The sequence below is a fragment of the Hyphomicrobiales bacterium genome (assembly GCA_017642935.1).
Taxonomy (GTDB): domain Bacteria; phylum Pseudomonadota; class Alphaproteobacteria; order Rhizobiales; family MH13; genus MH13.
In genome coordinates this window covers 695609-712872 of the sequence record JAEPOK010000001.1, presented here as the reverse complement: position 1 = coordinate 712872, position 17264 = coordinate 695609, and the positions used below count along the sequence as shown (strand labels likewise).

At 60.2% G+C, this 17264-nt stretch carries 18 protein-coding genes and 3 tRNA genes; 7 read left to right on the top strand and 14 right to left on the bottom strand.

Annotation, left to right across the window (positions count from 1 at the left end; translation table 11 throughout):
* Positions 1-9: 9 nt before the first annotated feature.
* From JJ917_03365 to JJ917_03345, 5 genes are all read right to left on the bottom strand, one after another.
* Entirely contained in the window at positions 10-354 is a 345-nt protein-coding gene (locus tag JJ917_03365; protein ID MBO6697849.1) for a VOC family protein, read from the bottom strand.
* A gap of 86 nt (positions 355-440) precedes the next feature.
* Positions 441-1616, bottom strand: a complete 1176-nt coding sequence (tuf, locus tag JJ917_03360) for an elongation factor Tu (protein MBO6697848.1) — start codon at positions 1614-1616, stop codon at positions 441-443.
* Positions 1617-1765: 149 nt separating this feature from the next.
* Positions 1766-2224, bottom strand: coding sequence for a translation initiation factor 2 (locus JJ917_03355; GenBank protein ID MBO6697847.1), 459 nt, complete (start codon positions 2222-2224; stop codon positions 1766-1768).
* Between the two features lie 137 nt (positions 2225-2361).
* Positions 2362-2435: transfer RNA gene (locus JJ917_03350), tRNA-Gly, on the bottom strand.
* Between the two features lie 235 nt (positions 2436-2670).
* Positions 2671-2755: transfer RNA gene (locus tag JJ917_03345), tRNA-Tyr, on the bottom strand.
* A gap of 130 nt (positions 2756-2885) precedes the next feature.
* On the opposite strand from JJ917_03345, the gene JJ917_03340 reads away from it, so the two are divergent.
* Complete coding sequence (locus tag JJ917_03340) at positions 2886-3758, top strand: RNA methyltransferase (GenBank protein ID MBO6697846.1); 873 nt, start codon at positions 2886-2888, stop codon at positions 3756-3758.
* 72 nt (positions 3759-3830) lie between these two features.
* Positions 3831-3906 (top strand) — tRNA-Thr (locus tag JJ917_03335).
* Between the two features lie 81 nt (positions 3907-3987).
* Here JJ917_03335 and JJ917_03330 read toward each other — a convergent pair.
* On the bottom strand, positions 3988-5844 hold the full coding sequence (locus JJ917_03330) for an ABC transporter ATP-binding protein (protein ID MBO6697845.1): 1857 nt from the start codon (positions 5842-5844) through the stop codon (positions 3988-3990).
* Positions 5845-6086: 242 nt separating this feature from the next.
* Between JJ917_03330 and JJ917_03325 the strand changes: the two genes are divergently transcribed.
* Positions 6087-6866, top strand: a complete 780-nt coding sequence (locus JJ917_03325; protein MBO6697844.1) for an NAD kinase — start codon at positions 6087-6089, stop codon at positions 6864-6866.
* Here JJ917_03325 and JJ917_03320 read toward each other — a convergent pair.
* On the bottom strand, positions 6863-7387 hold the full coding sequence (locus JJ917_03320; protein ID MBO6697843.1) for a response regulator: 525 nt from the start codon (positions 7385-7387) through the stop codon (positions 6863-6865). The two genes, JJ917_03325 and JJ917_03320, sit on opposite strands and share 4 nt — an antisense overlap.
* A 179-nt stretch (positions 7388-7566) precedes the next feature.
* Here JJ917_03320 and JJ917_03315 point away from each other — a divergent pair, with 179 nt between their 5' ends.
* Together JJ917_03315 and JJ917_03310 are read left to right on the top strand one after the other, a co-directional pair.
* Entirely contained in the window at positions 7567-8121 is a 555-nt protein-coding gene (locus JJ917_03315) for a response regulator (GenBank protein MBO6697842.1), read from the top strand.
* Positions 8122-8234: 113 nt separating this feature from the next.
* A complete protein-coding gene (locus tag JJ917_03310; protein ID MBO6697841.1) occupies positions 8235-8756 on the top strand; it encodes an Hpt domain-containing protein in 522 nt (173 codons plus the stop codon).
* 15 nt (positions 8757-8771) lie between these two features.
* Here the strand turns inward: JJ917_03310 and JJ917_03305 are convergent, their stop codons facing one another.
* The 4 genes from JJ917_03305 to JJ917_03290 form a co-directional block, all read right to left on the bottom strand.
* Complete coding sequence (locus tag JJ917_03305) at positions 8772-10013, bottom strand: DUF2336 domain-containing protein (protein ID MBO6697840.1); 1242 nt, start codon at positions 10011-10013, stop codon at positions 8772-8774.
* Complete coding sequence (locus JJ917_03300; GenBank protein ID MBO6697839.1) at positions 10010-11149, bottom strand: hypothetical protein; 1140 nt, start codon at positions 11147-11149, stop codon at positions 10010-10012. The genes JJ917_03305 and JJ917_03300 overlap by 4 nt, the downstream gene beginning before the upstream one ends.
* An 89-nt stretch (positions 11150-11238) precedes the next feature.
* Positions 11239-11844 (bottom strand): flavin reductase family protein, encoded by a 606-nt coding sequence (locus JJ917_03295; protein ID MBO6697838.1) that lies wholly within the window; start codon positions 11842-11844, stop codon positions 11239-11241.
* A gap of 4 nt (positions 11845-11848) precedes the next feature.
* Positions 11849-12430 (bottom strand): nitroreductase, encoded by a 582-nt coding sequence (locus JJ917_03290; GenBank protein ID MBO6697837.1) that lies wholly within the window; start codon positions 12428-12430, stop codon positions 11849-11851.
* A 217-nt stretch (positions 12431-12647) separates the two neighbouring features.
* Between JJ917_03290 and JJ917_03285 the strand changes: the two genes are divergently transcribed.
* Complete coding sequence (locus JJ917_03285; GenBank protein ID MBO6697836.1) at positions 12648-13730, top strand: hypothetical protein; 1083 nt, start codon at positions 12648-12650, stop codon at positions 13728-13730.
* 141 nt (positions 13731-13871) lie between these two features.
* Positions 13872-14273 (top strand): carboxymuconolactone decarboxylase family protein, encoded by a 402-nt coding sequence (locus JJ917_03280; protein MBO6697835.1) that lies wholly within the window; start codon positions 13872-13874, stop codon positions 14271-14273.
* Between the two features lie 16 nt (positions 14274-14289).
* On the opposite strand, the gene thrS is transcribed toward JJ917_03280, so the two are convergent.
* From thrS to JJ917_03265, 3 genes are all read right to left on the bottom strand, one after another.
* On the bottom strand, positions 14290-16272 hold the full coding sequence (gene thrS, locus JJ917_03275; GenBank protein ID MBO6697834.1) for a threonine--tRNA ligase: 1983 nt from the start codon (positions 16270-16272) through the stop codon (positions 14290-14292).
* A gap of 71 nt (positions 16273-16343) precedes the next feature.
* Complete coding sequence (yidD, locus tag JJ917_03270) at positions 16344-16646, bottom strand: membrane protein insertion efficiency factor YidD (protein ID MBO6697833.1); 303 nt, start codon at positions 16644-16646, stop codon at positions 16344-16346.
* Positions 16643-17104, bottom strand: coding sequence for an iron-sulfur cluster assembly scaffold protein (locus JJ917_03265; GenBank protein MBO6697832.1), 462 nt, complete (start codon positions 17102-17104; stop codon positions 16643-16645). The genes yidD and JJ917_03265 overlap by 4 nt, the downstream gene beginning before the upstream one ends.
* Positions 17105-17264 lie beyond the last annotated feature (160 nt).

Below are 17264 nucleotides of genomic sequence, written 5' to 3'. Positions count from 1 at the left end.
TTAAAAAGGTTAGAAAGCGTAGAGCTCCACGCGGTAGCCGTCCGGGTCGAAAACCTGAACCCGTGTCGGTCCATGATCCTGCCATTCGGCTTCGACAATCCCATCGTCCGAAAAGCGTTGTCGCGCAACCATCACCTCATCGACGCTGTCGCACTGAAAGCCGAAATGGGTGGTGCGTGGCACATCGACCACAGGTGTGCCCTCACTCAGCGCAAGAAGGCACCCCGACACGCTGGCGAGAATGAGCAAGTGGTCGTCCTCATGCACGCGCTGATCCAGGCCGAAATAGCGCGCATAAAAGGCGGCCGAGCGTTCGCGATCCGCGACCGTCAAAGCAACATGGTTCAGACGCATGGCAGACCTCCCGTTATTGTTTTCGGCAGCATAAACGAAAACAGGCGGCCCGAAGGCCGCCTGTTATTACCCCTGAGGCGGTGCCTCTACTCGACGATTTTGGAAACGACGCCGGCGCCGACGGTGCGGCCGCCTTCGCGGATGGCGAAGCGCAGCTTCTCTTCCATGGCGATCGGCACGATCAGATCAACATTGATCTCAACATTGTCGCCCGGCATCACCATTTCCGTGCCTTCCTTCAGCGTCACGATGCCGGTCACATCGGTCGTGCGGAAGTAGAACTGCGGACGGTAGTTGGTGAAGAACGGCGTGTGACGGCCACCCTCTTCCTTCGTCAGGATGTAGGCTTCAGCCACGAACTTGGTGTGCGGCGTCACCGACCCTGGCTTGCAGAGGATCTGGCCACGCTCAACATCTTCACGGCCAACACCGCGCAAGAGAGCACCGATATTGTCACCAGCTTCACCGCGATCCAGCAGCTTGCGGAACATTTCCACGCCCGTGCAGGTCGTCTTCTGGGTGTCGCGGATGCCGACGATTTCGATTTCATCGCCCACATTCACAACACCGCGCTCCACACGACCGGTCACAACCGTACCGCGGCCGGAGATCGAAAACACATCTTCGATCGGCATCAGGAACGGCTGGTCCACCGGACGCTCAGGCTGTGGAATGTAGCTGTCCACCTGCTCCATCAGTTCGCGGATCTTCGTCTCACCGATTTCAGGTGTCTTGCCTTCCAGAGCGGCCAGAGCGGACCCTGCAATGATAGGGATGTCATCGCCCGGGAAGTCGTAGGACGAAAGCAGCTCACGGATTTCCATTTCGACGAGCTCAAGCAGCTCTTCATCATCGACCTGGTCAACCTTGTTCATGAACACGACAAGCGCCGGCACACCAACCTGACGGGCCAGCAGGATGTGCTCGCGGGTCTGTGGCATCGGGCCATCGGCAGCCGAGCACACCAGGATCGCACCATCCATCTGCGCCGCACCGGTGATCATGTTCTTCACATAGTCAGCATGGCCTGGGCAATCGACATGGGCGTAGTGACGGTTGTCCGTCTCATACTCAACGTGCGCGGTCGAAATGGTGATACCGCGGGCACGCTCTTCAGGCGCACCATCGATCTCATCATAGGCTTTGAAATCGCCAAAATACTTCGTGATCGCCGCCGTCAACGTCGTCTTGCCATGGTCAACATGACCAATCGTGCCAACATTCACATGCGGCTTGTTACGCTCAAACTTCTCTTTCGCCATGGCGATTTTCCTTCGGCTGGGCGGTTGTCGGGAGGGCGTAAACGAGAGCCGCTACGCTTGAGCCGCGCACATAAGGCTTTAGGCCCCAACAGGCAAGAGGTTTCCGACGGGCGATGGCCGGCGGACCAGTCAGAAAAGACGTTGGGACGCTATGAGGTGGGCGTTGCTGTGCCAGCAGGTGCCGTCGGTGTTGGTGCCGCATCGCTCGCCGCCGGGGCAGCCGCCGGATCGACCACATCGCCAAATGTGACGATCACCGGGTTGGGGTAATGATCATTCATAGCGCCTGTCGACGCATCGACAACCGCACCGACAACGCCGCCCAAGATCAAATTACCCGCCATACCGGCCGCCCCGGAGCCAGCGACCTGCGTCGTCACAGGGACGACACGCGGCTCAAAACCTTCAAGGTTGAAGGTCGCTGTGAAGCTCTGGTTGCGCGGCACGTCAAGCATGCAGGGCGTGACGCAGGTTTGTTGCAGCGAGGTCAGAACCGTCGCGCCCGACGGCGTGCTTTCAAAATGCACCTCATTGGTCGTCCCGCGCGTCACCGTCGCGCACCCCGACAGCGCCAATGCGGCGACCCCACAAATGATCAGCTTTTTCATTGCCCCAAACCCCGATTACGCAACCCAACCTTGCCCGTCAGCCCACGAGCAGGCGAGAACCCTAACGGCAAATGGGGGAAAGTCCAACTGACCCGTAGGCAGACGCCGGCACAAGGAAAAGGGAGATCGTCAGGGAATGGAGCGGGTAGCGGGAATCGAACCCGCATATTCAGCTTGGAAGGCTGCTGCTCTACCATTGAGCTATACCCGCGATCACGGTCGCAAGATGGGCGTTGTGGGACGGGCCGTCAATCCAAATCGACCAGGTTATGCACCCATGCGGTTGGGTATCTTTCTTTGCTCTGTTCCTTCGAAACAACCGCAGAAGCCCTAGAGCAACAAGGATGCCCGGTTGGGCTGAAAACCCAGGACCAAGGGGGATGTCGTTCTCGGTGATTGTTCCACAATCACCCGCCACGACCACGCCGCTTTCTGCGAAAGCAGCTTGGTGGAGGAGGCTGGATTCGAACCAGCGTACGCTAAGCGAACGGATTTACAGTCCGTCTCCTTTAACCACTCGGACACTCCTCCACGAAGCTCCCTGGCGTGTGCCTCTTGCGAAGCCCGCGCGTTATCAACATTCGCACCTGCGCTGTCAATCCGTTCGCACCACTGCTAACAGCCTCCTCGCCAATCTTTTCTCCCAGCCAGGCTGATCAGCATGACAGATGACACCGGCCCCACCAAAGGGTCTGCTAAACCTCGTTCCAGCTTTCAGCGGTTGAAGGCCTCCAAAGCGGCCAAAAAGGGCGGGGAAACCAAAGCGCAGCGCCAGAAACGGTTCGCCGCCAAGCCCAAGGCGGATACGCCGGAACGCGACGTGCCCTACCATGTACACGGCCTGCATGCAGTGCGCGCCGCACTTGGCAATCCACGGCGCAAAATCTTCAAATTGATGGCAACACCCAACGCACTGCAGCGCTTGGAGATTGAGCCGCATCCCTCCATCGAAGTTGAAACCGTTCACCCCAAAGCGCTCGATGAGTTGCTCGGCGAGGATACGGTGCATCAGGGCATCGCCGCGCTGATTAAGCCGCTACCCGAGCAGCCGCTGGAAGCCCCCTACCCCAGTTTCTCCATCGTGCTCGATCAGGTCACCGATCCGCACAATGTCGGCGCGATCCTGCGCTCCGCCGCCGCGTTCGATGCCGACGCATTGATCACGACCACCCGCCACGCCGCGCGCGAAACCGCAACGCTCGCCAAGGCGGCCTCCGGCGCGTTCGAGCTGGTGCCGATCCTCACCGTGCGCAATCTTGCCGACAGCTTGGAAGAACTGAAAGCCGCCGGAACGCTGGTCGTCGGATTGGACGGTGAGGCGTCAACCGAACTTCCGGCCGCGCTAAAAGCCTTTCGGAAGGCGCCCGATCAGCCCATCGCGCTCGTCTTGGGGTCCGAAGGAAAAGGGCTTCGGCAAAAAACCATGGCGACCTGCAGTGTGGTCGCCAAGCTTCCGCTGACAGGCGAAGCACTGGCCAGCCTCAACGTGTCGAACGCTGCGGTGCTCGCTATGTACATCGCGCGAAGCGCTTAGCGGCACAAACAAAGTCTTGCGCGGCAGGCCGACGCGCAGTATGGCGGGTCGCATCGCTTCCATGCGCATCGTGCTGGCATAGCTCAGTTGGTAGAGCACCTGATTTGTAATCAGGGGGTCGCGGGTTCGAACCCTGCTGCCAGCACCATACATCCCCCACTCCATGCCGTCAGAACGGCGGTACGCCTCGGATCAAGTCCGAGGATGACATGGGCATAGGATGCCCACCCTACTCCGCCGCATCCACCTTTGGCGGCTGGGTTTCGGTCAAGAAACCGCCGGACTGGCGGCGCCACAGCTGGCTGTAAAGGCCGCCGGCTTCAAGCAAGCTGGCATGGGTACCATCCTCGATGATCTGGCCCTTATCCATCACGATCAGCCGGTCCAACTCAGCAATCGTCGACAGCCGGTGGGCAATGGCGATCACGGTCTTCCCAGCCATAAGCTCGTAAAGACTGTCCTGGATCGCCGCCTCAACCTCGGTGTCGAGCGCCGACGTCGCCTCGTCGAGCAAAAGGATCGGTGCGTTTTTCAACAGCACGCGCGCAATCGCAATGCGCTGGCGCTGACCGCCGGAGAGTTTGACCCCGCGTTCGCCAACCTGCGCATCGAGCCCTTTGTGCCCAGCCATGTCTTCCAGATCGTAGACAAAGCTGTCCGCCCGCGCCATTTCCACGGCCCGGCGAACATCAGCCTCGGACGCATCGGGCCGGCCATAGGCGATGTTCTCGCGCACAGAACGATGCAGCAAAGCCGTGTCCTGCGTGACCACACCAATATGGCGCCGCAAGGTTTCCTGCTGAACCTCGGCAATGTTCTGACCGTCGATCAGCACCCTGCCCGTTTCCACATCGTGCAAACGCAAGAGCAGATTGACCAGCGTCGTCTTGCCGGCGCCGGAGCGTCCGATAAGGCCCACCTTCTCGCCCGGCGCGATGGTGAGGTTGAGGTTCTCCATCACGCCATCGTCTTTGCCATAGTGGAAGGCGACGTTCTCAAACCTGATCTCACCGCGATCCACATGCATGACCGGCGCATCGGGCTTATCCTGAACCAGGCGCGGCGTGGAGAGCATGGCCATGCCATCATAGACGGTGCCGATGTTCTCAAACAGCGCCGCCATCTCCCACATGATCCACTGGGAAATGCCATTTAGGCGCAGCGCCAGACCCATCGCGACGGCTATCGCACCGACCGAGATCGCGCCGGTCAGCCAAAACCAAATCGACATCGCGCCCAGCGCGAACAGGAGCAACATGTTCAGCGAATAGAGCAGAATGTTGAACCAGCTGGAGAGCCGCATCTGCGCGTGCACGGCCTGCAAGAACGGATCCATGGCCTCACGCGCATACTCCTCTTCAGACCCTGAATGGGCAAAGAGTTTGACCGTGGTGATGTTCGTGTAGCTGTCGACGATCCGCCCGGTCATATCCGAGCGCTTATCGGCCTGGATCTGCGCCACATCGCGCAAACGCGGCACGAAATAGACCATGATGGCGAGGTAAAGCACCAGCCAGACCAACATCGGGATGAGCAAGCGAATGTCGGCCGAGGCCGCCACGAAAAGCGTGCCGATGAAGAAGGCAACGACATAGACCAGAACGTCAAACAGCTTCAGCACGCTTTCGCGCACGGCCAGCGCCGTTTGCATCACCTTGGTGGCGACGCGGCCTGCAAAATCATTGGCGTAGAACGCGTGGCTTTGCCCGAGCAGATAACGGTGCGCCCACCAGCGGATACGCATGGGATAGTTGCCAAGCAGCGTTTGGTGGACGATCAGCGTTTGCCAGATGACTGCCGCTGGCAGGACGAGGAGCATCAAAAACGCCATCCACAGCAGCGTGCTGCCCTCATCGGCCAAAAAACTCTCCCGCTCGCTGGTCACCAGCCAGTCCACCACCTGACCGAGGAACGAATAGACGTAGACTTCGCCGATACCGATGAAGAACGACAGCGCCGATGCTGTCAGCACGGCCGGCCACGCACCACGGGTGTAGTGCGCACAAAACGCCAGCAGCGTGGCCGGTGGTGTGACCGGCTGCTCGGCGGGAAACGGATCAAGGCGTCGCTCAAACCAGGCGAACATGAGGGGACCTCAAGGCCAGCGCCCGTTCAGGTCGGGGCCGTCTTTATGGGTTTCGAATCGGGAAAAGCAGACCGCAACTGTCCGCGAAGGCAAACTATACATCGCCCAACTGTGACACCGCGAGGGCAGTGCCGCCGATTTCGGTCAAAACGGCAATCATTCTTGCCATACCGTGCCATTTAAGCGACACACCTCGGCGCCCTGTTTTATGGCCTTCCTTCACCCGCGCATTTGAGCCTCCCATGTCGCAGACCTCCTTTTCCCGCATCGGCTTCATGGCAAGTTCGGTGGACGAAGCGCAGCAGGCCAAGGCGCGCCTTCAGACCCGCTATGGTGCCCATGATCTGGCCAATTGCGATGTCATCGTCGCGCTTGGCGGCGACGGGCTGATGCTGTCGGCGCTGCATGAGTTCATGAACACTGGCATCCCGATTTACGGCATGAACCGTGGCTCGGTCGGTTTTCTGATGAACGAGTATGCCGAGGAAGGCCTGACCGAACGGCTCGCTGCGGCCTATCCGACCACCATCCATCCGTTGGCGATGAATGCCTGGGACAAGGATGGTGCGCTCCATGAAGCCCGCGCGCTCAACGAGGTTTCCTTGCTGCGGCAGACCTATCAGGCCGCCAAGCTGAAAATCTCGGTCGATGACCGGGTACGCCTGGAAGAGTTGATCTGCGATGGCGCGCTGGTCGCAACACCGGCCGGCTCCACCGCCTACAATCTCTCCGCCCACGGTCCGATCCTGCCGATCACCGCCAGCATGCTGGCGCTGACACCGATCAGCCCATTTCGGCCACGGCGCTGGCGCGGCGCGATCCTGCCGTCCATCGCCAAGGTCCGCTTTGATGTCTTGGAAGCCGAGAAGCGGCCCGTCGCCGTTGCCGCCGATGCCCAGGAGACCCGTTCGGTGGTGCGCGTCGATGTCGTCGAGTGCCGCACGGACTCCGCCAACATGCTCTTCGATCCACACCATTCGCTCGAAGAACGCATCTTGAACGAGCAGTTTTCCGGATTTTAGACCGGGTCGAGGGTGAGATCGTCCTCCAAAGTGGTGTCTTCGACCGTCATTGCCGGCATGTCGCTGCCGGATTGATCGTCAGGTTCGCTGACACCTGACCTAGAAGCCGTCGCGATCGCGCGCGGATTCAAGACGCAGCTTTCCAGGCGCAGGCGCAGCATTTTTGCCGAGATTGGTTTGGTGAGAAAGCCGCTCACACCCGCATCACGGGCCAGGATGACACGGCTAAGTTCTGCGTGCGCAGAGAGCATAAGGATGGGGATGTGCGGGTTCCTGCTCTGCGGGTCGCGCACAGCTTGGGCCAGTTCCAGCCCGTCAAAGACCGGCATCACCCAATCGGTGATGATGATATCGACTTCGTTTTGCTCGAATGCCTGAAGCGCGGCAACGCCGTCCTCCGCCTCGATCACACTGCGAATGCCCAGCCCGTTGAGCAGCGAGCGCACAAGGCGGCGCATAAACGCCGAGTCATCGGCAAGCAGTATCCGCAGTCTCGATAGGTCCAGATGCAATACAACCATCCTGCAATCAAAGATTGTATTTGCACCTAAGCCTACGCCGGTTAGGTGAGGCTTAACTCGCCCTGTAAAATGCCGGAGATGGACGGAAAACGGTGCCCTGGACGCAACAGCCGAGCAATGCGGATCGTCAAGTTAAGCGTCTGCTAACAGGATTGGAGCATCCTAACGTCCGTTCCATCATGGGAAGTGCGCCGGCTTTGCCTCAAGATCTGTCCCAAATCAGCGTCTTGCTGGTTGATGACTCGCTCTACATGCGGCGTCTGTTGCGCTCGCTGTTGCAAGGGCTTGGCGTGCGCCACGTGCTGGAGGCCGAAGACGGTGCCTCGGCGCTGGAAGTCTTCCAACAGCAGCCAGTCGACATCATCATCACCGACTGGGTGATGCCGGTCTTTGACGGGCTGGAGCTGACGGCGGCGGTCCGCAATCCTGAGACCAGCGACAACCCCTACACGCCGATCATCATGCTCTCGGCCTATACCGAGCGCAGCCGCGTCATCCAGGCGCGCGACGCCGGCGTGACGGAGTTCCTGTGCAAGCCGATATCGGCCAAACAGCTCTATCTGCGGTTGGAGAACTGCATCGTGAAGCCGCGTCCCTTCATCCGCACCCAAAGATTTTTCGGACCTGACCGCCGGCGCTTTGTCCACCCGAACTATGTCGGCGAAAAGAAGCGGCAAGACGATACCGATGAAGACGAAGAGTTCCAGGAAATCGACGATGCCGTCGAAACCTGACCAACTGGCGGCCAATGGACCTGACCTGCACCGCAACGCCTAACGCTATGGCAACCCTTTTGGCTTAGTGTTCAGAAGCGTCGGTACACAAGGGCCAATTTTCGAGGATGATGATGGACGAGACGATCAAAAAGGGTGGCTATCAAACGATCACCCCGCCCAACACCTTGCAGAAAAAAGTCCGCAAGCTGACCGGTCGCGATGCCCAGTTCGATCCGATCAAGAAAGCCGAACAGGCCGTTGAACGTCTATCCGTGAACTTTGCCGACTGGATGGACGAGGAAGTGCAGCGCCTGATGAAAGTCTGGCAGCAGAACAAAGACACCGGCTTCACCAAAGAGGCGCGCGGCGACCTCTACCGCACCGCCCATGACATGCGCGGCCAGGCGTCCACCTTAGGCTTCCCGTCGGTCGGCAAGATCGCCGGCGTCTTTTGCGACATCATGGATGCGATGGGCGAGCGCGAGGTGCCCGACGCGTTCATGGAAAAATACATCAAGGCCATCCGCGCCATCGCCCGCGAAACCAAGGCTGGCGAAGACAATTCCATTGCAACCACACTTGCCGATGAACTGTCCAAGGCCGGGGCGGAAATGATCGCCAAGGTCGAAGAGGAAGACAGCAAGGCCGCCTAACCAGCGTAAATTCGGTTAGGCCGCGATCGCGTCGGTGATCGCCACGTCCACCTGAACCTCCGGCGAGGCTTCGGCAAACATTTCTTCCAGGTCGGTTACGTCAGGCACGCGGCTTGCCACCGTGTAGGCACGTGCGTCCGCCTGCATGATGTCGGCGGCAATGCTGTGGCAAAGCGCGACCGTCGCATCGATCGGACCGTTCGCGGCAACGCCATCGATGACCTGTTCGACGCTGCGCTGATCGACGACCTCGATCAGCGTTTCGGCGAAAAAGGATGGCGTCCAATCCACATCCGCGCGAGCCAATTCGCGGGCCATCACCAAGGCCATCGAAAGCACGTTGCGCACGTCGTCATTGAGGCCGGTTTTTTTGAGCAGCGTCGCGGCGACCACCGGACGCGGATGGACAAAAGCGCTGCGCACCCGGTCCATCGATACATCACATAGCCGGGCGACCATCGCCTCCAGCGTCGGAATATGTCCCGAAAGCGCCACCCGCAGCACGAAAGCCGGGGTGATGATGCCACGCCCATGAAGCGCGCCAGCAGCCTGCCAACAGGCCTTGCCATCAAGGCGCATGAGAACGGCAAGAAGCGCTCGCTCGCGCGCCGCGCCCGTCAAGCGCTCCAACCGCTTGTCCGGCACCAAGGCGCGCACAAATTCATTGGACTGATAGGCTTCAGCACAACGCGCCACAAGCAGACATTGATGTTCCGGCGACAGCCGTCGGTTCGCCTGCAGAGCATCCAGCGCTTCCAGATCGCCGCTGAAACGGTCAATGAATCTGGATAGTTCCTCACCCGACAACTGAACATAAGGGTTGCCGACAAGCGCCTTGCAGGCTGCAACGCCTGCCTTTTGGAGGATCCAACTGATGGTCGCCTGATCAAGACCCATTCGCTGCGCAATCGCCTCATCCAAGCGCGGCTCACCGCGCTGCAGGGCCTCGATAAGATGGGTCGTCAAAAGCACCGGCGAGCGCGCAAACAAAGCCGCGCTGACTGACGGCACATCATCGATGAGGCGCAGGACAAGCGCACGTGGCGCATCGCGCCGGTCAGCAAAAACGCTCGCCAACCGCTCGCGGACCTCAACGCACGGATCATCGAGCAGCGCGAAAAGCCCGGTCAGCACCTGCCGGCGATCGGCATCATCAAGCGGGGAATGCAGATAGGATCGGGCCAGAGCATCGGCCGCCTCAATCCTGCGTTCACGCGGGGCGCGCTGCGACCACTCCAAAAACGCATCGACAATCATACCGGTGGCACCAACTCCGAGCCCGCACGGATCGCCGCTGGGTTGCGGTAGGTTTGCGTCAACTGGCCGGATTGAACGAACCCGACCAGATCAAGTGGCGGGCCAACCTCTTGCGGGCGCGACACGGGATTGGGCACCACAGGCGCGCGCTGATCGCCAAAAGGCTGTTGGCCTTCCATTCCAGGTGAAGGCGAATCGTGCGTGGCCACCAAATCTTCGGCGATCTCCGGCGCCTGCACGCCATCAGGGCGATAGAGGGCGGCAAAAAACGGCACCGAGCCGCGACCGGCCGGCGAGAACAAGCCCATCTGGGCGAACTGATCTGGCGGCGCGGCCTCCGGCAGAGCATCGAAGCCGGCCGGTTCAAGCACCACGGGTTGGCTTGGATCGCGCGGCACCGGCGCGGCGACGGTCTCAGGTCGCGCGGTAAGACTGGTGCCTGCAAGACGCGTATCGGTGGAGACGGTGTCGGTGGGGAAGCCATCCACCAAGCGGTCGTAAAGCTGGCGCACGGACACCGGCTCACCAGAACGGTCATAGAAAAGACCGCGATTGGCCGCAGCCTGGGTCGGAAAAACATCGGCCGCCACACGGTTAGGCTGCTGTTCTGCAAGCGAGATCAAGCGCGAAGCACCCGACGGACCAAACACATGGGCCACATAGCCCTCGCCCACGGTTACCGGCCGGCCCAGCGCGTTTTGCAGATCGCCCGCGTTTTCCTGCAGATAGAGCCCACTCATAACCGCCGAAAGCTGCGGGTCGTGGCGCATCGCCAGAACCGCTTCACGGGTTTGCGGATTATCGACCAGGAACCGTCCATCGGAGCGGCGCTCAATCGCCGCCGCCTCTTCGGCAAGACCCAAAGCCTCGCCATGCTCATGAACCATGCCGAGCCAGGTCTGCTCAATGAACTGGAAGGGACCGCGCGCCGAGGAGGTGGTCGCTGCCGCGTTCACATCAAGGCTGCTCTCGCGCATCGCCGTGGTCATGAAGAAATCGAACGGCAGTCCGGTCGCCGCCGAAGCGTTGGCGAAAGCCTGTTCGATGCGCTGCGGCGCCGGCGTCGCGCGTGCCGGATCGCTCGGGCGCGCTAACGCCGTGTCGGGCACTGAAAACAGGGACAGAAAAGACTGCACCGCACCACTCCGCAAGTTACCCGCAACTGTGGAGCCGTTATGGTAAATGCACCCTTAACGCGTGGGCGAGGCGCAGTGATTTCAGCGCGTTAGGGCTCCTTGGGCCGTTTCTTTTCGACGATATGATCGGCAATCGCGTAATCAAGATAGCCACAGCGGGCCATCAACGCGGCCTTGGTCGAATCAAATCGACCCTGGTCGGTGAGATAGTCGTCATGAATGTGGACGCCGACCACTTCGCCAAACACCATCCAGTAGCTGCTGGCATTGCCGTTGCGGTCGAGCGGCTGCTGAACTTGCGTCACCACGCATTCCAGCGCCGAGGGCGCATCGACAAGCCGTGGCGCATCCACCTTCTCAGCATCGACACACTGAAGCCCGGTTGCGGCGATTTCGCTGACGCCGCGCGGATAGGTCGCCGAGCTTTGGTTCATGGTATCGAACATCGCCTCAGACACGCTGTGGGCAACGAAGCAGCCGCTTTCACGCGCAAAGGTGAGGGAATCTTTTTCACCGCCCGATGAAAACATCACAATCAACGGTTCATCGCTGACGGCGTTGAAAAAACTATAGGGCGCAAGGTTCTCCTCGCCGTTCTTGGCGCGTGTTGCGATCCAGCCGATGGGGCGCGGCGCAACCAACGCCTTGAAAGGGTTGTGGCGAAACGGATGGCCGTCCTGCGGCGAATAGAACATCGTGTCAGGCCTCGACAGAAAGAACTGTCAAATGGTCCTCAACAGCTGGCCTTGGCCGTTCGGTCGGCGGCGCGCTCGCCGTGCCGATGTGAAGGAACCCAACGACCTTTTCCTCCGGTTGGACGCCAAGCAGTGCTTTGGCATCGCCATTGTAGGTCGCCCAACCGGTCAGCCACTGGGCGCTGTAGCCCATCGCATGGGCACCATGGATAAGGTTCATGGCGCTTGCTCCGGCGGAAAGCTCCTGTTCCCAAATCGGGATTTTGACGTGCTCGGCAGCCGTGCTCACAACCACCAGGCAGAGCGGCGCTTGGACGAAAATGCTGTCGACCTTGTCGCGGCTTTCCACCGGCAGGTCCGGCTCGTCCACTTCGCGCAGCGCGCGCAGCTTCGGCGCCAGCGTTCGCCGCGTGGATTGATCGAGCGCGATGTAACGCCAGGGCGCCAGCTTGCCATGGTCAGGAACCCGCATCGCAATGGTGATCAGCGTGTGCAACTCATCCGCCGACGGCCCGGGCGCCTCTAGAAAGGCGGCCGTGACGGTCCGCCGTGTCTGCAACTGGTCGAGCGCTGTCGGTTCACCCATCAAATTTCTCTCCATTGGCCTGCGATTTTCCGCCTCATCGGACCTGAATGTGCCAGCTTGCCAGTCAGTAACCTTGAAGCCAGACAACCTCTTTGGCAAAGGTTTTGCCCAAGCGGCGCTGATCACGCGGGTGGTGAGTCGCGCTGTCGCCGGGCTCTCGCCCCTGCACTACCTGCACCACCTTGAAATCGCCATACCCAGACGGTCGAACGGATTGATGCTTCACAAACCCCTCACCCACCAGGCCACCCCAATGGAGCGCTCTGCAGCCGGTATACTCGCCGTTATTCTGGTGGCGGGCGCTGCTTTTCTCGTTCCATCCGGTAGAGCCTTAGCGCAGGACGCAGTGATCCGCGAAACGCCGCCCAATCCGGTCGCGCGACCCGCAGAAATCGTCTCAACGCCGTTGCAGCCTGGCCAATCGCCGGCCCCAGACCCGTTCAACCCGGATGCTGGATCGCCGCAAGCGCTTGATCCCAATGCCGTTTCACCGCTTGCCGAACCGAGTTTTGAGGTCGTTATACCCGATCTGGACGCCGCCGGCGTGCCGGTGCAATTCACCGCAATCCTCAACGAAGATGGTCCCCCGCTCCAGCGCGATCTGATCTGGACCATCTACGCGCTTGGTGATGATGAGGTTGATGACGAGGACCTGGTGCTGAACTCGCAGGGTGGCACGCTTAACGCCGATGTCCCACCCGGCAGCTATGTCGTGCACGTGTCCTATGGCCTGGCAACACTCTCCCGACCTCTGACCGTCGGTCCTCAGGGTCTGACGGAGGTTTTCAATCTCAACGCTGGGGGAATGGCGCTACGCGCCGCAATCTCCAGCGACAACTTCCTGCCCAATGAAGCGGTGTCGTTTCAGGTCTTTCCTGAAACGGTCGAGGATTTTGAAACCGCCCGCCCGCTGGCCCGCGACATTGATGAGCAAGCCATCTTGGTTGTTCCAGCCGGGCGCTACACGGTGGTGAGCCGCTATGGCGATGTGAACGCCATCGTCCGCGCCCAGATCGATGTCGAACCAGGGCAGTTGACCGAAGCGGTGATGTTCCACAACGCAGCCCAAATCACGCTGAAACTGGTCAACGAACCTAATGGCGAGGCGCTGCCCAACACCGCTTGGAGCGTCTTGAACCCAGGTGGTGACATTGTGCGTGAGTTCGTCGGCGCCTTCCCAACCATGGTGCTATCCGAAGGCGATTACACGATCATCGCGCGCCATGACGGCCAGGTGTTCAGCCGCGAGTTCGCCGTCGTCTCCGGCGTCAATCGCGAAGAAGAGCTGGTTGCCCAATAACGCGGGACTTTGTCGCGACTGAATGTGTGTTTGTCGCGACCAAAGGGCCGTTGTTCCAGACGATTGACGCGACAAGGGCACGACGAAAAGGCTTTCGTCGCGATTACATTTTGTCCCTCAACGCCAAACGAGTGAAACTGCATGACCGACCCACTGGATGATCGACGCGCCCGCGGCACACGCATTTTGGACGAACTTCATCCGGATGCCTATGGCGCCGTGAAGGACGCCATGGCCGATATCGCACCGGAATTTGCCAATTTTGTCAGCGATTTCGCCTTTGGCGATGTTTATGGTCGCGAGGACCTGGCGCTACGCGACCGTCAGATCACCACCATCGCCGCGCTGGCTGCAATCGGCAATGCCGCGCCGCAGCTGAAAGTGCACATCCAGGCAGGTTTGCGCGTCGGCCTTTCACGCGAGCAAGTGGTTGAAATCCTGATACAAATCGCAGTTTACGCGGGGTTTCCTGCCGCCCTCAACGCGCTGGCCGTGGCCAAGGAGGCCTTTGCCGAGTTGGATGAAAAAACGCCCGGCGCTTAAGCACCGGGCGTTTGCTCTAAGCCTCTGATTTTCTGGCCAAATCCGGCGGTGTCGCTTCCTTTTTGAGGCTAGCAAGTGCCTCATCCAGGCTCATCGCCGTTTGATGCTTGACGCCCAAGCGGCGCACATTCACCGAGCGCTCTTCGGCCTCGCGATTGCCGACCACCAGGATCACCGGCACTTTTTGCAGCGAGTGCTCGCGCACCTTGTAGTTGATTTTCTCGTTGCGATTATCGAGTTCAGCGTTGAAATCATTGGCCAAAAGCGCCTCATACACCTCTTGGGCGTAGGCGTCCGCGTCCTGCGTAATGGTCGCGACCACCACCTGCGTCGGCGCCAGCCAGAGCGGGAAATGCCCGGCATAGCTCTCAATCAAAATGCCAAGGAACCGTTCCAACGATCCGCAGATCGCTCGATGCACCATCACCGGCTGCACTTTGTCGCCATCCTTGTCGACGTAAAATGCGCCGAACCGTTCGGGCAGATTAAAGTCCACCTGCGTGGTGCCAAGCTGCCAATCGCGGCCAATGGCATCCTTCAACGTATACTCGAACTTTGGCCCATAAAACGTTCCCTCGCCTTCATTAATTCCGATCTTGATGCGCGGGTCTTCGGCCGCCATGCGCTCCAGCGCGCGCTTCAATATGTCCTCGGCATGGTCCCAGGCCGCGTCGGTGCCGACGCGTTTTTCTGGCCGAGTAGCGAGCTTCACCTCGACCTCTTCAAAACCGAAATCCTCGTAAACCGACATCATCAGATCGTTGATCTTTAGAATTTCGGATTCCAGCTGGTCCTCGGTGCAAAACACATGCGCATCGTCCTGCGTGAACGCCCGCACCCGCAGCAGGCCATGCAAAGCGCCAGAGGGCTCATAGCGATGGACCGCGCCGAATTCGGCGAGCCGCATTGGCAGGTCGCGATAGCTTTTCAGCCCGTGCTTGAAGATCTGAACGTGCCCTGGGCAGTTCATCGGCTTGAGCGCAAACACGCGCTGGTCGGCGTTCTCATCGTCCGGCTCAACGAGCGCGTCAGCGGCCTTCACGCCGAACATGTTCTCCGAGTACCAACCCCAGTGACCCGACGTCTCCCAGAGCGATTTATCGAGCACTTGCGGCGCGTTGACCTCCTTGTAGCCATCCTTGCCGATGCGCCGGCGCATATAGCTGGTGAGGTTCTGAAACAGCGTCCAGCCCTTGGGATGCCAGAAAACCGTGCCCGGCCCCTCTTCCTGGAAATGAAACAAATCCATCTCGCGGCCAAGCTTGCGATGGTCGCGCTTCTCGGCCTCTTCGAGCATGTGCAGATAAGCTTTCAGCCCCTTCTCGTCCTGCCACGCGGTACCGTAGATGCGGGTCAGCATCTGGTTGTCGCTGTCCCCGCGCCAATAAGCGCCGGCCACCTTCATCAGCTTGAAAGCCTGGCCAATCTGCCCGGTTGTCGCCATGTGCGGGCCCCGACAGAGATCGAACCAATCGCCTTGAAAATAGATTTTGACGTCTTCGCCGTCAGGAATGGCGTCGAGCAACTCGACTTTGAAGTCCTCGCCCTTCTCCTTGAAAACTTCTGCGGTCTTATCGCGGCTCCAAACTTCTTTGGTGAAGGGTTTGTTGCGCGCAATGATCTCGCGCATCTTCTTCTCGATGACCGGCAGATCCTCGGTCGTGAACGGCTCGTCACGATAGAAATCGTAAAAAAAGCCGTTCTCGATCACCGGGCCGATGGTGACCTGCGTGCCCGGCCAAAGCTCCTGCACGGCCTCGGCCATCACATGGGCAGCGTCGTGGCGTATCAGCTCGGTTGCGCGCGGATCATCGCGGGTCACGATCTCGACCTTGGCCCCATCGGGCAGCGGATCGGTCAGGTCGCCGACTGTTCCGTCAACGGCGACAGCGACGGCCTTTTTGGCCAGAGACTTGGAGATGGACGCGGCCAGATCGGCGCCCGTCGCACCGTCATCCAGCGAACGCTCTGTTCCATCAGGCATGGTAAGAGAGGGCATTGTCATCGCTCCTTTGGCTCAACTCCTGCCTACGAGTGCAGGTAAGCGCGAAATGTTCGATCCGGCTTGGATTAGTCCGGCAGCCGATGATCTTTGGGTATATGGGCGCCGGTCCAGTGCCCATAGCGCCAGGGCGTATACCAGCGCGCCTGCGGGTTCAAGCGTTCCGGCACCGGGTCTAGACCGGATGACCCAAGCGGCCGACAACGCCAGATGCGCGCCGCTCCCATCCAAACGCCGGGCCATGCGCCGTGCAGGGCAATCGCCTCGTCGGTGTAAGCCGAACAAGAAGGCATATGCCGGCAGGTACGCCCAAAGATCGAGGAAAGCGTCAGCTGGTAGAAGCGAATAAAAGCCCTGAGAACCGTCGTCACGAGACCGGTTCGGCCTGGCTTGCCGGTGCCTCTTCCAGTGCTTGCTCCATGGCCTGCGCCGTCGCTTCAAAGGCAAGCATCACCGACGCGTGGCGCGCCTTGTAGTCACGCACCGCCTCAAAGATCGACAGATCGGCAAAACGGTCACCAAACGCCACATCCTCGCCAGCAAGCAGGGATCGAAGCCCGTCGCGAGCCTGGCTGACCTCCTTCGGCGAAGCACCCATAACCCCTTCCCCCAAAACGGCCGCCGAGGCTTGTCCAAGCGCACAGGCTTTGACGTCCTGCGCAAACTCGCAGACCAAACCATCAGAATTGAGAACAACATCGACGGTGACCACCGAACCGCACATCCGCGCATGACGTGTTGAACTGCCCTGCGGGGCGTCCAGACGGCCGAGATTGGGAATATTGGCCGAAAGCGATAGCAGTCGTGCGCTATATAGATCGTCAAGCATGCTTGCGTTCGGCCGAGGCCGCCACCTAACGTTATTGTGATGCCTCTGGAATGTAGGCCGATCTGCTCCATATGCAATCGGGCGTTGAGGCGGCATAGTGTCAGCACCGTGGCACGACCGCCAGCCGAAGACGCTGGACCGGTTGGTCCATACTCCTGCC

Coding starts and splice junctions, on each gene's coding strand:
- JJ917_03315 (MBO6697842.1), top strand. CDS start 7,567: ATGGGAAGTGCGCCGGCTTTGCCTCAAGATCTGTCCCAAATCAGCGTC.
- JJ917_03320 (MBO6697843.1), bottom strand. CDS start 7,387: ATGGTTGTATTGCATCTGGACCTATCGAGACTGCGGATACTGCTTGCC.
- JJ917_03280 (MBO6697835.1), top strand. CDS start 13,872: ATGACCGACCCACTGGATGATCGACGCGCCCGCGGCACACGCATTTTG.
- JJ917_03285 (MBO6697836.1), top strand. CDS start 12,648: ATGCTTCACAAACCCCTCACCCACCAGGCCACCCCAATGGAGCGCTCT.
- JJ917_03290 (MBO6697837.1), bottom strand. CDS start 12,430: ATGGGTGAACCGACAGCGCTCGACCAGTTGCAGACACGGCGGACCGTC.
- tuf (MBO6697848.1), bottom strand. CDS start 1,616: ATGGCGAAAGAGAAGTTTGAGCGTAACAAGCCGCATGTGAATGTTGGC.
- JJ917_03305 (MBO6697840.1), bottom strand. CDS start 10,013: ATGATTGTCGATGCGTTTTTGGAGTGGTCGCAGCGCGCCCCGCGTGAA.
- JJ917_03295 (MBO6697838.1), bottom strand. CDS start 11,844: ATGTTCTATTCGCCGCAGGACGGCCATCCGTTTCGCCACAACCCTTTC.
- JJ917_03340 (MBO6697846.1), top strand. CDS start 2,886: ATGACAGATGACACCGGCCCCACCAAAGGGTCTGCTAAACCTCGTTCC.
- JJ917_03330 (MBO6697845.1), bottom strand. CDS start 5,844: ATGTTCGCCTGGTTTGAGCGACGCCTTGATCCGTTTCCCGCCGAGCAG.
- JJ917_03325 (MBO6697844.1), top strand. CDS start 6,087: ATGTCGCAGACCTCCTTTTCCCGCATCGGCTTCATGGCAAGTTCGGTG.
- JJ917_03355 (MBO6697847.1), bottom strand. CDS start 2,224: ATGAAAAAGCTGATCATTTGTGGGGTCGCCGCATTGGCGCTGTCGGGG.
- thrS (MBO6697834.1), bottom strand. CDS start 16,272: ATGCCCTCTCTTACCATGCCTGATGGAACAGAGCGTTCGCTGGATGAC.
- JJ917_03265 (MBO6697832.1), bottom strand. CDS start 17,104: ATGCTTGACGATCTATATAGCGCACGACTGCTATCGCTTTCGGCCAAT.
- JJ917_03310 (MBO6697841.1), top strand. CDS start 8,235: ATGGACGAGACGATCAAAAAGGGTGGCTATCAAACGATCACCCCGCCC.
- JJ917_03365 (MBO6697849.1), bottom strand. CDS start 354: ATGCGTCTGAACCATGTTGCTTTGACGGTCGCGGATCGCGAACGCTCG.